General features: G+C 40.7%; 13 protein-coding genes. All 13 read right to left on the reverse strand.

Translation table 11 applies throughout. The features are described from left to right. Positions 1 to 144 precede the first annotated feature (144 nt). Positions 145 to 747 carry a K(+)-transporting ATPase subunit C gene (kdpC, locus tag IQ246_RS10085; RefSeq protein WP_194002558.1) on the reverse strand — a complete coding sequence of 201 codons (603 nt, stop codon included), beginning with the start codon at positions 745 to 747 and terminating at the stop codon, positions 145 to 147. A gap of 50 nt (positions 748 to 797) precedes the next feature. Continuing rightward, positions 798 to 866, reverse strand: a complete 69-nt coding sequence (locus IQ246_RS30250) for a potassium-transporting ATPase subunit F (protein ID WP_255515516.1) — start codon at positions 864 to 866, stop codon at positions 798 to 800. A 302-nt stretch (positions 867 to 1,168) separates the two neighbouring features. Next, positions 1,169 to 3,277 (reverse strand): potassium-transporting ATPase subunit KdpB, encoded by a 2,109-nt coding sequence (gene kdpB, locus IQ246_RS10095; protein WP_194002621.1) that lies wholly within the window; start codon positions 3,275 to 3,277, stop codon positions 1,169 to 1,171. A 220-nt stretch (positions 3,278 to 3,497) separates the two neighbouring features. Continuing rightward, the gene (kdpA, locus tag IQ246_RS10100) at positions 3,498 to 5,183 is read right to left on the reverse strand and encodes a potassium-transporting ATPase subunit KdpA (protein ID WP_194002560.1); all 1,686 of its coding nucleotides are present in this window, start codon (positions 5,181 to 5,183) and stop codon (positions 3,498 to 3,500) included. 876 nt (positions 5,184 to 6,059) lie between these two features. Then, positions 6,060 to 6,398 carry a hypothetical protein gene (locus IQ246_RS10105; protein WP_194002562.1) on the reverse strand — a complete coding sequence of 113 codons (339 nt, stop codon included), beginning with the start codon at positions 6,396 to 6,398 and terminating at the stop codon, positions 6,060 to 6,062. Positions 6,399 to 6,770: 372 nt separating this feature from the next. After that, entirely contained in the window at positions 6,771 to 7,091 is a 321-nt protein-coding gene (locus IQ246_RS10110) for a hypothetical protein (RefSeq protein WP_194002564.1), read from the reverse strand. Between the two features lie 417 nt (positions 7,092 to 7,508). After that, a complete protein-coding gene (locus IQ246_RS10115; protein WP_194002566.1) occupies positions 7,509 to 8,276 on the reverse strand; it encodes a peptidylprolyl isomerase in 768 nt (255 codons plus the stop codon). 55 nt (positions 8,277 to 8,331) lie between these two features. Continuing rightward, positions 8,332 to 9,882, reverse strand: a complete 1,551-nt coding sequence (locus tag IQ246_RS10120) for an HlyD family efflux transporter periplasmic adaptor subunit (RefSeq protein WP_194002568.1) — start codon at positions 9,880 to 9,882, stop codon at positions 8,332 to 8,334. 135 nt (positions 9,883 to 10,017) lie between these two features. Then, positions 10,018 to 13,080 (reverse strand): peptidase domain-containing ABC transporter, encoded by a 3,063-nt coding sequence (locus tag IQ246_RS10125; RefSeq protein ID WP_194002570.1) that lies wholly within the window; start codon positions 13,078 to 13,080, stop codon positions 10,018 to 10,020. Positions 13,081 to 14,301: 1,221 nt separating this feature from the next. After that, positions 14,302 to 14,604, reverse strand: a complete 303-nt coding sequence (locus tag IQ246_RS10130) for a hypothetical protein (protein ID WP_194002572.1) — start codon at positions 14,602 to 14,604, stop codon at positions 14,302 to 14,304. Between the two features lie 260 nt (positions 14,605 to 14,864). After that, positions 14,865 to 15,191, reverse strand: a complete 327-nt coding sequence (locus IQ246_RS10135) for a DUF6464 family protein (protein ID WP_194002574.1) — start codon at positions 15,189 to 15,191, stop codon at positions 14,865 to 14,867. Between the two features lie 58 nt (positions 15,192 to 15,249). Beyond that, positions 15,250 to 15,372, reverse strand: coding sequence for a hypothetical protein (locus IQ246_RS30825; RefSeq protein ID WP_255515513.1), 123 nt, complete (start codon positions 15,370 to 15,372; stop codon positions 15,250 to 15,252). 46 nt (positions 15,373 to 15,418) lie between these two features. After that, positions 15,419 to 15,910 carry a hypothetical protein gene (locus tag IQ246_RS10140; RefSeq protein WP_194002576.1) on the reverse strand — a complete coding sequence of 164 codons (492 nt, stop codon included), beginning with the start codon at positions 15,908 to 15,910 and terminating at the stop codon, positions 15,419 to 15,421. Positions 15,911 to 15,996: the final 86 nt, after the last annotated feature.

Below are 15,996 nucleotides of genomic sequence, written 5' to 3' on the forward strand. Positions count from 1 at the left end.
TGACCGTCGAACAAAGATTTCTGGGGCACAATGGAAACGAGAAAATGTTCCTCAAGTCCTGGCTCATCGCTCTGCTTACCTCAATGGATTATTGTCAGTTTGAGCCACTTCAAAAAGTGAGATGCTCCCCTGCTACGTCTCTACTTAATTCCCATTCTTACTATTAATTTCTTGCAAATCAAGCGCATAATTCAAGCGGAGAACGTTGACTCCCGGCTCGCCAAAAATCCATAAAAATCTATCATCAGTATACTTATTAATTAAACGTATAATCTCGTTTTCTTCTACTCCACGCGCACGAGCAACCCGTTCCAATTGTTGCCGTGCTGCCTTTAATGAAATATGGGGGTCTAAGCCAGAGCCAGAAGTATAAATTAAATCAGCGATCGGTTGAATATTTTCTTCTCGTAATTGATTAGCCTGCTCTACAATTCGGTTCAGTAGTTCTGGATTGCTAGCAGCGAGATTACTAGCGCCAGATATACCAGTTGGTCTGGCTCTTTTTCCTTGACTATATCTAACAGTACTGGGACGAGGATGAAAATATCGCTCAGATGTGAACACCTGACCAATCAAAACTGAACCAATTGGTTCATTCTTTAAATTCGGCATAATACTGCCATTAGCTTGAAATGGAAAAAAAACTTGACCCACTACAAGGATTACGAGAGGATATATGATTGCAGTCAGTAACCAAAGCACCAGAGTTATGCAAATTGCTCTGATAGTTTCTCTAATAATAGACATAAAAAAGTTTCCACTTGTTATTAGAATTTTGTGTTTAATTTTTAATTATTTTAGAAGCGTTCTGGTTGAAAAACTACGACAAACCAGTAAATTATAAGTGCCAGCGCCATAAACCCCAAGATACCAATTGCCCAGGCAGAACATCGTTATATGGTGTTATTAACAACATAAACAGCTAGAGCAACTACCACATTCAAACACAGCAAGATAAAAATAGCGAGTGGTAAGTGTTGTTTACATCCTTGCGATCCAACCAAGGAAATTGTCTGCATCACATTTATTGGTAAAAACTTGTTTAATAAACCAACTTGTCTGATAACTCTCTTTATTCTTTGCATTCTTGCTATCTTGGCAGTTAATTTATGAGAAAAATCTGAGCAGTAAAAGCCACTACTCAGAAGTTTGGATAATTTTGAATTGCTTAAGCCAATCCCACAACTGTGATTAGCATATCTATTAACTTTATGGCGATAAACGGTGCAATCACTCCACCTAAGCCATAAATCAAGATATTGCGTTGTAAGAGCTGATTAGCTGTCAAGGGTCGAAACTGGACACCTTTCAAAGCCAAGGGAATCAAAGCTGGAATAATCAAAGCATTATAAATCAGTGCCGATAGTACGGCAGAATTAACACTGGTCAAATTCATAATATTTAAGCTTTGCAGGTTAGCAGCGGCAAAGACCACTGGGATAATTGCAAAGTACTTAGCAATATCATTGGCGATGGAAAATGTAGTCAATGCTCCGCGAGTAATCAGCAATTGTTTGCCAATGCTGACGATATCGATCAGCTTTGTGGGATCAGAGTCCAAATCCACCATGTTGGCGGCTTCTTTTGCTGCTTGAGTGCCTGTATTCATGGCTACGCCGACATTAGCTTGGGCTAACGCTGGAGCATCGTTAGTGCCGTCCCCTGTCATGGCAACCAGTTTACCTGCTGCTTGTTCTCTTTGAATGGCGCTGATTTTATCTTCTGGTGTCGCTTCGGCAATGAAGTCATCTACCCCAGCTTCTTTGGCAATAACAGAAGCTGTAATCCGGTTGTCCCCAGTCAGCATGATGGTACGCACTCCCATCCGTCGCAGTTGCTCAAAGCGATCGCGGATACCAGGTTTAACAATATCTTTAAGATAGATCACCCCGTAGATTTCGTTATCCAGGCACACTCCTAGGGGTGTACCTCCCAGTTGTGAAACTCTTTCGTAAGTGGCATCTAGTTCCGGGGTGTCGCGTCCATTGTGGGAACGTACAAACCCTTTAATAGCTCCAACCGCTCCTTTGCGTGCTTCATGTCCACCTGGTAAGTTAGTGCCACTCATGCGTGTTTTGGCAGAAAAATTCACTCCTTGGGCTTGATTGGGGTCGAAATCAAACCTAGCACCTAACCTTTCTGCCAATCGAACAATAGATTTACCTTCTGGTGTATCGTCAAACACACTAGCTGCCCAAGCTACATTAGCAATTTCTTCCATTGAGTGACCGTTGATCGGGATAAATTCCTCAGCCAAACGGTTGCCAAGAGTAATCGTACCTGTTTTGTCAAGAACTAAAGTGTTGACATCGCCACAGGCTTCGACTGCTCTTCCCGAAGTGGCAATGACGTTAAATTGGGCAACTCTATCCATACCAGCAATCCCAATGGAACTCAGTAACCCGCCAATGGTTGTAGGAATTAGCGCTACCAACAAAGCAATTAAAATTGGTATGCTGACTGGACTATTGACGTAGTAGGCAAGTGCGGGCAAGGTTACTATAACAAACAGAAACACTAAGCTGAGAACTGCCAATAACACCGTTAAGGCGATTTCATTTGGTGTTTTGCTGCGTTCTGCTCCTTCTACCAAGGCAATCATCCGGTCAATAAATCCTTTGCCTGGATCAGCAGTGATGCGAATAATCAATTCATCAGAAATAATGCGCGTACCGCCAGTCACGGAACTGGCAACATCTGAGCCTGATTCCTTGAGAACTGGTGCAGATTCCCCAGTAACTGCTGATTCATCCACTGAGGCGACGCCCATAATTACGTCTCCATCGGCGGGAATGATATCACCAGCAACGACGTAAATGGTATCACCTTGTTTAAGATTGGTGGACGCGACTTCACTAATTAAACCATCGGGAGCGAGTTTTTTAGCAATGGTTTCTGACTGCGTTGAACGCAAGGTATCGGCTTGGGCTTTACCTCGCCCTTCAGCCACGGCTTCCGCAAAATTGGCAAACCAAACTGTGAAGAATAAAATCCCTGTTAACAAACCGTTGAAAAGTTGCGGGTTTTTCTGCAAATCTGGGCCAAATAAGTTGGGATCAATAGTTACTGTTAGGGTGATGATTGTCCCAACCCAAACTAAAAACATCACTGGGTTTTTGATTGCATACTTGGGATTGAGCTTGATAAAAGCATCCCTAATTGCTCTGAGATAAAGTCCTTTAGTATTTATTTTCGCCTTTTTGCGTGCTTGGCGGCGATCGCCAGGACGAGAACTTGGGCGTCTAGCTTTCGAGGAGGTAGTTGACACCGTATTTATATATTGAGTGAGGAGGGGAGGAGTGGGGGAGTGGGGGAGTAATTTTGAATTGTTTGTTTCGTTTTCTTTCTATCTTCTTGTCACCTTATAGCAATTCTCATCTGAATGAGGTACACCGGTAGGGGCACGCCAATGCCGTGCCCTGTGATTAATTATTTTTTTGTACCTTACCCATGGGGGAACCGCTATATTTGCCTATCTTCCCTTTTCTGCTCCTCTTCTAATTGCCAGATGCTAACTTAAAACCCTCGGCTATGGGGCCTAAAGCCAAAACTGGAAAGAAAGTCAGCACTCCCAAAATTAGAGTTACTCCAGCTGTGACACCAGTAAATACCAGAGAATCGGTTTTTAGGGTACCAGGGGTTTCGGGTACTGCTTGTTTACCAGACATACTGTCAGCTAACAGCAGGATGGCAATCATCGGAATGTAGCGCCCTCCTAACAAGCCAACTAGAGTACTCAAGTTCCACCATAAAGTGTTATCCTTCAATCCCTCTAAGCCAGAGCCATTGTTTGCCCCTGCTGAGGCATATTCATAAACTACTTGGGAAATGCCGTGATAACCAGGGTTGCTAATTCCAGATAGGGAGATCGGATAAGCTAATGCGATCGCACTGGGAATCAAAATTACAATTGGGTGAATCAGTAGCACTACACTGGCGAGGACGATTTCCCGCTTTTCTATTTTGCGCCCTAAAAACTCTGGGGTGCGCCCTACCATTAGCCCAGTTAGAAACACGGTGAGAATTAGGTAAATGAATAGATAAGCTGTCCCAGTTCCCTGACCACCCCAGATAACTTGGATAAACAGGTTGAATAAAGTAGAAAATAGTCCTTGCGGCATCAAAGAATCGTGCATCCCGTTGACAGCACCACACATGGTTGCGGTAGTCATAACCGCCCACAATGCGGTTTGTGCCCAGCCAAACCGGACTTCTTTGCCCTCCAAATTGGGCTGATCTAATCCGAAGGTGGCGTTGACAAGGGGGTTTCCTTGTAGTTCTCCTACGGCTGTTACCCCAATCAAAATTACAAAAATCACAAACACCATCCAGAAAAGCAGCCAAGCCTGTTTGATGTTATTGGCAAACAAACCGTAGGTGTAAATCAAGGCGGCTGGAATCGAAATCATGGCGATGGTTTCTATTAAGTTAGAAGCGCCATTAGGATTTTCAAAGGGGTGGGCTGAGTTAACGCTAAAAAAGCCGCCGCCATTCTCGCCCAACATTTTAATCATCTCAAATGATGCCACTGGGCCTCTGGCAAGATACTGTGTCCCTCCGTCCAAGGTCTTCACAACCAGAGTTCCAGCTAATGTTTGCGGTACACCGACTATAAGCAACGCGATCGCTCCGATAATCGAAATTGGCAGCAATATTCGCGTGATTGCACGGGTGAGATCGACGTAAAAGTTCCCTAGTCCTCTACCTGTTAACCCCCGAATAAAGGCAATTCCTACGGCTAACCCGGTGGCTGCTGAGGTAAACATCAAAAAGCCTAAAGCCGCTACCTGGCTAAAATAGCTTAAGGTTGTTTCGCCAGAGTAGTGTTGCTGGTCGGTATTCGTCAGAAAGGAAATGGTGGTGTGTAGCAAAATATCCCATTTGGGCGCACCGAAACCATTGGGATTCCAGGGTAAGATTCTTTGAAAATATAACAGTAAATAGACGGAGAGTCCCATCATCAGATTGGTGTATAATACTGCCCGGATATACTGCCAACCAGTCATATCATCTTTTCTACGTACACCCGCAAGTACGTAAAGGCTGCGCTCTATTGGGTTCATTAACAGATCAAGCTGTGTTTTTTCTTCTAAGAACACACTCGCCATGTATTTTCCCAATACTGGAGTGATTGCTATAACGATACACAACGTTAAGCCAATTTGTAAGAAACCTTGTCCCATGTATTTCGTGCTCAATTAAACTTAAGTGCTAGCAAGCCAATTCTTAGAAATAACAGACTATCTAGATATTTGTTAAATTTTATGTGAAGATTATTTAACTTTTACTCTTATTCATTTATATTGCAAGTTAGTATTATTTGTTTATACAATATATTTTTAATGTTTGCTACTTTCAAAGATATAAACATCAAAAATAATTTTATTACACTTTAATAGTTTTTTGTATAAAGTTACACTATTTTTTGCACATACCTCTAACCGGAACTAAAGATAGTAAAGAATTAAATTATAGACTCAATATTCTTTATAGGAATAATTTAGATATTGGATATTTTTTCTGAGATTAGCTAAATATTGATCATATTAAATTAGCAAAAATTCATTCCACATCGAATTTATTTTAGCTAAAAATATTATCTATCTAAACAATTAGATTTTAAGTCTTAAAAAAGATATATAAAGACAGAAGTGGGGAAGTGGGAAGTGGGAAGTGGGAAGTGGGGGAGAGAATAATTAATGACTAATGACTAATGACTAATGACTAAATTGTTGATTAATTAGCAAATATAAAATTGCTACAAATTAAATTAATATCGCTACAACAACCTCTGAGGTATTATAAGCCTTTAAAACAGCTAAGTATGAGTCGATGTTATAAACCTGGCTTGGGCTATATTTAGGCTTAATTTTTGTTTAAGTCTCGTTAGCTGGTAAGCTAAAACACATTTAAATTGCACAATCATTCATGAGGGCTGTCATCCGTCATTTGTCATTAGTCGAAAGTATTTACAAAGGACGCATGACAAATGATTAATGACGGTTTTAGCCAGTGAATGTGCAACTTGGACGCACATTAGCTTATTAGATTGGGTAGACTTATGCATCTACCGATGTTATGTAACTATTGGAACTTGTGAAAGAAAGCGAAGTAGAAGTACTAAAACTCGAAGAGCGAGCAATTTTACTTCCAGTGATTGCACTAGCCCTAGCTCTTGCATAAGCTGTACTTATGGTCAAGTTACCGTAATATTTAACTCTTGCTAGGGTTTGAGCATCGGTATTAGTAAACCGACCTTCAGCCAGGGCTACTGCATCAGCTACGGCATATCCAGATCCGGTTCTTGTTATGGTGTCAGTGCGAGCAGAGATATTCCCAGCTACTACGGTACTGGCTTCGGTAACATGTTTTAGATAACTTAAGTCTTTAATCTCCAAATTCTTTACCTAAAACTAATCTTGGGCTTAATTTAGATACAGTTCTGTCTTTTTAAATCCAAATAAACATCTAGTTTCTGATACTTTAGAAACTAGGAAACCACTGGTAGCTCATAACTATTGAGCATTCAGCGGTTTTTGTATTAATAGTCTTCTAATCAATATTGATGGTTTAAGGTGTTTCGTAGTAAGGTGCTTCAGCGCTAAAGCACCAATTACTGATCAAAATTAATGAGATAGACCACTAAATTAGTTAGTTAGTTCAAATTCCAGCTTCACAATGCTCACTAAAATTTAATAGGGAAAAACATTAGTGTTACTCAAGAATTTCCCTTGAAATCTTAATATGGCAATGGCAAGAGCTTGAGACTACTAACCTGCTCGGTTGATCACAGCAGCAGAGGTGCTACTAGAGAAGGAATCACCCAAGTAGCGGGTTGCAGCTACTGTATCAGCCTTTGTGAAAGAGTATGTGGGGTCGTTAGTAAAGTTTTGTGCATCACCCTTAGCGCCAGCAGCAGCACTGTTGTTTCGGGTAAAGGGATCTATGACAGAAGTTTGAAAGCGATTGAAGGTATCGAAATTAACAGAAATGCGGTCAGTTTCGCTATAAGAGCGAGGCCGGATAGTACCACCTTGGATACTAATAGCTTCCTCAGCAATTTCTAAGATGTTCAAATCAGAAATAATCATTGTGTTTCTCCTAATGGCTATATTCTAGTTTTTCGGAAGCCTGTTGTAACCAATTTCTCTTTAATGGCTACATTTCTAATATAAACTATTTGGCGAATAAGTCAACGATTTTTAAATTGTTTCTAATAAAAATAACTAATGTTATTTTTTGATTTTTAAGGCTTTAGATAATTGTTTAAAAATTATTTCGCGACGGAAATTAGACGATAATATATAACTTTAAATCGCCCCAAAAGACTTTATATAATTTTATTTTTATTGATTAACTCAGTTCGTGCTTAATCAAAAAACAATGTTTAAAAGCGATAGGCTAAGAGTTTTTTTTGCATATACTTACAATCTCCAGTAATTTTCAGATAAAGTTACTCTGTCTAACCAGAATGTGGAAAAACTATCAGCTATAAAAATGTCTGATGCTCAATTAGCTATTGGTTGCAAATTGGCATTTGAGTCTAACCGAGTGTCTATTTCCATGAACTCAATTTGTTGCTGTAACCAAGCAGAAAACAATTCGGTAATAATTCTTTGATGTAATTGCTCATCTAATTGGGGTTGAATGATTTCATCAACTTCAATCAGATGAACTCCTTTTGTAGTCTGAATAGGTTTGAGAATTTCTGGAGCAGAAGCAGCAAATACAGCCGCTGCAATTTCCGGACGAAAATCTTTACGATGCCGGAGTCCTTGATATCCATAAGCACGGCGGAGTTCTGGTTCTTGGATGTATAAACGAGCAATTTCTGGAAAGCTGATTTCACCTTCCTCCAATGCGTAAAACAGTTCTAAAGCCAAGTCTCTATCAGTAAAAATGACTTCATAGGTGATGGCGGTAATATAATCTAGTTGGTGTTCATAGAAGAACTTTTCAACTTGATGTGAAAATAGATGATTAGCTAACTTCATTGAAAGGACTTTGTTGTAAATTAACTCTTCAAACTCTTTGAAAGAGAGATGATGTTTTTTCAGCCAAATCCAGGTGTCTTTAGCTTTTACGAGTTTCTGATCTAATCGCAGTTGATCACATTCCTGCTGTAGTTCTTCTTCATCAACTTGAATACCTACATCTTGGGCTACTTCCGTAATAATTTTTTGAGTAGCGATCGCCTCCACTACACCAGCAAATTGGCAAGAGAGTTTGAGACTGTGAATGATATCTGAATCGGAAATTTTCAGAAGTTTGTGCATGATGCAATCCATCGCCTAACTTGGTTATTTATCTCATCTATTTTCTGGCTAATGACTAAATCTCTAAACCGCCTTTTTGCAGTTTCCGAAATGGATCTAAAACAAAGTCAATCATGCGCCTCTGGCGAATAATTACTTCAGCGGTTGCTGTTTGACCGGCAGTTAATGGAATACGTTTATCGCCATTTTGGACATACTGCTGCTCTAGGGCGATTTCTAATTCAAAAGTTTCTATGTTTCCTGGGGATGTTTGGCTAACTTTAGAGTCTGGAGAGATCCAAGTAACTTTCCCTTGGACAACACCATATTCTTGGAAAGGATAAGCATCGAACTTGATTTTGACCGGCATTCCTACTTTTAAGAAGCCACTATCCTGATTAGGCATATTAGCTCTGAGTAGAATACCAACATTTTTAGGCGCAATTTGGGCAATCCTCTGACCAGGTTGTACTACTTCTCCCGGCTTTTTAGTAGGTAGCTCAAAAATCACCCCATCAATAGGCGATCGCACTATTCGTTGCTGCATTTGAAGTTTGATGGACATTATCTGGCTTTTGACTTGAGCCATTTCCGATTGCAGCCCAGCAATTTTTGTTTGTAAGTCTTTTAGTTGTTCTTGACTCTTGAGCATAGCCAGCTTCCCTGCTTGTACTACGCTTTGATAGCTACTTTGTTCTTCTTGTAATCGGAGTTTTGCTTGCTCAATATCAGACTCAAACTGATTGATTGTTGCTTGATATCGACTTATCTCTTCAGTGAAGCGCAATTCTGCCTGCTTGATGTCGGATTGGGCTTTTTGATATAGTCGTCTGCTTTCTTGTGCTTCTTTTTTGAGTTGGTCTATTTGGGTTGCAGAAACTGCGCCATCCTTCTCAAGTTGACTAAAGCGTTTGACTTGCCTTAAATCTATACTCAAACGACTTTGAGCCGAATTCTGATCATTATGAGTGGTACTAATCTGCTGCTGCGCCTGACTAACTAATGCCTGTTTCTCTAACTTTTGTAAGTTATAGCTACTCTGTTTTGCATCCAGGTTTTGTTTTGCTTGGTTCACTTGGGACATTTTTTCTAAGTTTTGAGATTGGTTTTGTTGCTCCTGAACGCTAAGCGTTAACTGTAGTTGGTTTTTGAGGACATCCATTTGCGTCCATTGATTTTGCAATCCAGAGAACTTTGTCTGTGCTTGTTGGAGTTCGGTTTGCAATATATCAGACTCAAGTTCCAGTAAAATCTGTCCTGCTGTTACTGTCTCTCCTTCTTTGACACTGACAGCTTTAACACTTCCGCTTACTTGAGTGTCTAATTTTAGTGTTGCGCCTTGAGGTTCTATGCGTCCTCTGGCGCTTCCTGTCTCATCGACCTTCGAGAGCGTCGCCCAGGGGAAGACGATCACAGCAAAGCCGATCAGCACATATAAAACACCACGTGTCCAAGCTTTCGGTAGAGCATCTAGCAGTTCTTCAGTACCGTAATACCAATCTTTAGTATTACCTTCTGTGTTCTGCTCTTTAATTTCAGGAGATTCGTCTATTGGTGTCGGACTTTGATACTCATTTATGTTTTCGTTGGAAACTGTAGATGAGAAATTGCCAGATGTGTATGGCATAGTTTTATATTCCAGAAGCTATAGATGGAGGACTTGAGGCTCTCAGTAAACGCAAAGCGTAAAAAGAGTAACGAGAAGTTTTTCCGAAGAATATATAGTGGGGATGAAAAGTTTTTGATTACCTCTTCTTTAGACTTAACCAACTTGAGTCAGTTGTTGTTGGTTTAAATAGTAGTAATGACCTTTTTTGGTAATTAATTCGTCGTGAGTACCACTTTCCACTAATAGGCCGTGGTCTAAAACTAAAATCAGATCAGCGTTGCGGACAGTGGAAAGGCGGTGAGCAATAATTACACTGCTGCGCCCTTTAAGAATTGTTTTTAGATTGTTTTGAATAATACGTTCTGATTCGGAGTCTAAGTGACTGGTGGCTTCATCAAAAAGTAGCAAACGAGGATTTCCGAGTAAGGCACGGGCAATGGCTAGGCGTTGGCGTTGCCCCCCAGAGAGCATTCCGCCGCCTTCACCAATTTGGGATTCGTAACCCATTGGCAGTTGCTGAATAAATTCATCTGCTCCGGCTAATTGTGCTACCTGTATAATTTCTTCTAAAGAAACTTCCGGGTGAGCGATCGCAATATTTTCTCGAATGGTTCCACCAAATAAAAAAGTGTCTTGATCAACAACACCTATTTGAGAACGGAGCGATCGCAGGGAAATACTTGCGACGTCTTGACCATCAATTAATACTTTGCCATCTGTCGCAGGGTATAAACCTAAAATTAACTTGCCTAGGGTTGTTTTCCCTGAACCACTTCGTCCCACCACAGCCACCATTTGCTCAGGCTGGATTTCAAAACTGATATTTTCCAGCACGTTAATCTGACTTTCTGGGTGATAGCGGAAGGTAACATTCCCAAAGCGAATATGACCGCGAAATCTCCCTAGGGACTTCCGGGGTTTATTTTGCAAATCTTCTTCTGGTTCCGCCTCTAGGACATCGTTAATCCGCTCGGTGGAAATAATGATTTCCTGCAATTCATTCCACAGGAGTGAAAATCGTTGAAAAGGACTCAAGACGTTCCCCACCAACATGTTGAAAGCAACTAATTGTCCAACAGTGAGTTCCCCTTGAATCACTTGCGTTGCTCCAAACCACAGTAATGCTGTGTTCACAAAGACTTCGATAACACCACTGAGAATTTGCAGGCGGTTGCCAATTACCTGAGCATTAAAGCCTGTTTTGATCAAATTATTCAGCAATTCTTCCCAACGCCAGCGTACTGTCTGTTCAATGGCTAATGAGCGGACAGTACGAATTCCGGTCAAAGATTCTATGAGATAGCTGTTTTCTTTGGCTCCGGCATTAAAAATATCTCTGGAGATGCGGCGCAAAATACTTGTGCTAGCCAGCGCCAAGATGAAAAATGGCGGCACAGTGAACAGCACGAATAATGCCATGCGCCAGCTATACCAGAACATCATGCCTAGATAAATTACCAATGTCAGCATATCCAGCATGATCGACAGTGTTTGTCCGGTCAAGAAGCGCTGAATCTTCTGGTTTTCTTGAATGCGCGAGACGATATCCCCAACATAACGTGACTCAAAATACGAAAGGGGCAAGCGGAAGGTATGTTTAATAAAACCCACCAATAAAGAGACGCTAATGCGGTTAGCTGTGTGATCGAGCAGATATTGCCGCACTCCGTTCATGGCGATGCGGAACAAACCAAAAATGATCATCCCTAAACCCACGGCGTTTAAGGTTGCAACGCTACGTTGCACAAGTACTCGGTCTAGTAATAGTTGGGTAAATACTGGCGTTACCAGTCCAAATACCTGAATTAGTACTGAAGCAATGAAGACTTCTAAGAGTACTGGATAGTGAGGTTTGACCAACTCAAAAAATTTCCAAAAGCTTAGACTTTCGTCCTTGGTATCCTTGAGTTGGATTGTCGGTTGTAGTAACAGTGCATAATCACTCCAACCTGCTTTAAATTCTTTAGTAGTTAGAGTGCGTTGTCCGATGCCGGGATCGCTTATGATTACTCGCTTTTTCGTGATTTCATAGACAACGATGAAGTGTTTACCTTCCCAATGTGCGATCGCAGGCAGGGGTTGTTCTGCTAATTTATCAAGACTGGCTTTGACTGGACGGGTGGCAAAACCGAGGCTCTCGGCTGTTATTGCTAGAGCATGTAAAGATGCACCACTACGGTTGACGTTGGTCATTTCCCGCAGACGATTAATACTAAAGTGCTTGCCCCAATAACTCCCTACCATCACTAAACAAGCAGCGCCGCAGTCGGAAGCACTTTGTTGAGCATAGAAAGGATAGCGCCGGGTAAGGCGTCTCCACCAATGCCCCATTTGCACTTTTGGACTAGGAAAGTAAGGGCGTTGTTTTTTTGGTTGTTGTGGTGCAATCTGGGTGGGAAAGGGGATAATTTTCCTTTGCTGACTCAGTTTTGATAGTTGCAACCGACTCGGAGGATTTTCCTGGCGAGTAGTATTGGTGGGAGTTACATCCAAGTTGGTAAATAATGCCAATTCTGACCAATGTTGCAGTGCTGTTTGCCAATGAGAATTTTTTAATATGTACACAACTGAAGGTTGTGTGACTTGCCAACCCTCCGGTTGAGATATCTGCATTTCTGTAGCTGGGAGCTTGCGCCCATCTGCATTTGAGAGTTCGCCTCGATATAGCAGCCACAACTGACAATCTTGGTCAAAGTCTGACGGTAGGGAGCCAATTTCTAGATCACGCCTTTCAAATAAAGATAATGCTTCCAGAATGCCTGGTACAGATGTCGGACGCTGGGGTGAACTGCAACAATAAGCCAGTAATAAATCCCAAAGTTCAGCGCGAGCAAACAGGCGATCGCGAAGACTAGGATACTGATTCATCAAACCTTGCAGCATTTCACCAGGAAAATAGCAAAGCTTCAAACTATTAGAAGCTCTGGCTGTGTAAGCTTGCCATTCCTCTACAAACAGCGTCCCTTCACCAAACGAAGCCCCTGTTGTCAAAGTCGTGATTAGATTATCAGCACAATCCAAAAGCCTGACTTTGCCTGCCAAGACTACGTAAATTCCCGGTCTTGCCTCTGTTAATTGCCAAAACTGTTTTGCTAAAGGTGGTTCAACGATTTCTACCACAGCCAAGCAGTTTTCCAGGTCTTTGTCTGAAAACTGTTCACCAAAAAACGAGGTAACTTCTTTACCTAACTGATGCTTAGAAAATACGGTTAACACTTCCCTCACCTCCAAAGACGCGCTATGGAATAAAAAATCCTGATCTCGGCTTTTTCTGTACCCAGCTTGCTTAGGAAAACAACGATCCCGCCTTTACTCCAGGGAAATCTCAATACTGAACAAACAATTTTCGCATCTGTCTATTTATCTTGATCAGGGTGCATGGGTTATTAATCAATTTGCAGAATTTAGGTTAGCTCGCAAAATTAGCGTGGTAAGCTTTGTAACTCTTGATGCCAATTTTGCGACTAATATCAAAAATTGCTGATTATGAGGGGATCAGGGAGATTTTTGAGCCAAAATCTGGGTAGTAGCAGTCGGAGTATAGTAAAGCCCCTGACGCAAGCTTTGTAGCTTACTAAAGCTTGCTTTCTCACCGCTTGATTATCAGTAAGACTAAATGTCATAATTGTAACCAGTTTTGTGAATGGAATAACGCAGAAGCATGAAGCTGTCGCATCTGAATCGTGAAGTCCTCATAAGCCGAGATTTCACACACAAATGCACAGTAAGTTAGCCCACAAGGGTTAACTCTGTAGTCATCTAATACAAAACTAAAGCTGGGATTCTCCCCGTGGCATTTTGGGAGTCAAGGGGAGCAACTCCCGGTTAAACTCATAACTTAATCACTACCTTCCAGCATTTGGGAAGTCTAAAAGGTAAATCTAGTTTAACTGAGATGGTATTTAGTTAATTTTTGAAACAAATCCTTTTTATTCAGATAGACATCACAGTCTTATCATCTACAAGCAATATCATGTCACTCTTAATTGAACGCAGACTTTGGGGGACTGAGGTCAAGTACAAGTGTGACACCAGATAAATTAACTGACTAGCCGTAAAAGCCGTCAAAGGGAATCTTTGAAAGAGAAAATCACTAAATCAGTGATGTTTAAACACTGATTAGCACCTGTTACATGTATATTGTAAAATTGGAAACAGTTTGTCAAGACTTTATCTTCATTTTACAAATAACTTTTATTAAATTTACTCAATCTTTAGAAAAACGCTGTGTTAAATCTATTTTTTTGTGATAAAATAAAATAATTTTTAAACTTTCAACTAAATGTGCAAAAATAAAAATTAGTCGAGGAGAAGCGATCGCTAACAAATTTGCACTACCGTTTAACCTGTTGAAAAAGGTCTAGTTAAATATTTTGCTCCCTCTGAAAATCAACGCTTAAGGGTAGTCAAAACCATCAAAAAGTTAGTTAACAGCATTCATCTATTTATAGGAATTTTTGTATTCCATACTTGTTCAAATTCTGTTTTAGTAATTTCAAACTCTTGTATATCCTTTTCACCTATTCTTTGGTCACATAACATGCCGTAATTATCAGATAAATGGCTGCCATCATAGAATAATACGTTTCCGTTTTCGTAAACCTCTATCTGTCTGACTGCATGTAAATTATGACCGATTTCCATAAAGTAGGTGCTAGTACCCCAAGTCTCAAACTCTCCTCCAAGAGATTCATCCCAGGCCCATTTACAATATTTATTTGTTTTCAGTGATAAAGACATAATTTGTTGACTCCTTTCATAAATTGCTGCTCTCAAGCTACTCTGCGAGAATATAGATTGCGTAAGTCTAGGCAGGCGTGCTTTTAAAAATCAAATATAGAAAAATGCTCTTGCAAGTCTCTTACTACCAAAAGTTGGAGGCTACAAATCTAATTTTAACGCGTTAAGATTTGCCTCCCCTTTTTTTAACCTTGTTTGCTTACAGCGGTTTTCAATTGAGTAGACTAGAGCAAATAGTTTGTTGCTTGTAAGAGGATGTTTTAAGCCCTATTTTTACTACTAGCTAATTCTCTGGGTTCGTAGTGATGGCAAGCATTACAAGGGCCGTTGGGGTTGACAGCACAACGAATGTAACCAGATTGGGCATTAAATTTACAGCTGATGTCACCAATAAGATAACCTACCCCTTCGAGATAGTAGCGATCGCCCTCAACAAGTCTGGTGTTTTGCCGTACTCGCACCATTGGAGAATTCATAGCAGCTTGCCTTATCCGTGCGCGTGTCCGCAAATGGGTTTTACGAATTACCCATAAGGAAAACAGAGACGGTAAAAAACCAAGGGCAATCACCAAAAGTGTTCTAAACACCTTCTTTTTACCTCTTTTGTGCGCTGATTGATCGTCCCTGATGTTGCACTTTGGTAATTTACAGGAGTGCAAATTTTAGGGCAGTTCCGCCTTGTTGCCACCACAGTATAGTTGCAAATGGTAGCAGTGTGGCATTTGGCAATTCTGAGTAAGAAGTACTTTCTGCCACTTTAATCAGCATAACTGTTACAACCCAAGGGGTGAGCTGTTATTGAATTTTCATAATTTTAAGATTTGTTGATTAGCACCCTTTTGAGTAAGAGCGTTGTATTAGCCTCACTCTTATTTTTTCTGTGTCGCTGTGGTGTTAATCTTTTTTTTGTTTGCTGACGGAGTTGTTGCGCTAGCTGTGCTGCTTCCCTTTCTGCTCGGAATAAATCAACTTTTCGCATTGTCAGGATAAATGATTCGTCAGATTTTTGTTTTACACAAGGAACGCCAACCACGAAATACTCACAGATATTGTTGCATGACTTTTCTTTGAGAAATGATTGAGTTTTGAGTGTGCAAGCTATTGTCTTCAATTCCAATATTGCACCCTCTAACTCCTTTGCCATCTGGTTGATAAGTTCAGTTTGCGCTACTAAACGCTCCCACCCACTGATGACCTTTTCCTCTTGGGGTTGTAGCGGCACTATGGCAGTAGTCATAGTTGCAGGCTGTAACAGGGAAACTTTGAGCGAGATGAGATTTTTGTAGTTATCTTGGATTTTTTTCATAGTTCCTCTTGCTAGGCTACCTAACTTGTAAGGCATTTTAGCAGTAAATAGTATTTTTGTACTATAGACGAGGTTTTTAGTTTGAA

The sequence above is a fragment of the aff. Roholtiella sp. LEGE 12411 genome (assembly GCF_015206995.1).
Taxonomy (GTDB): Bacteria; Cyanobacteriota; Cyanobacteriia; order Cyanobacteriales; family Nostocaceae; genus Komarekiella.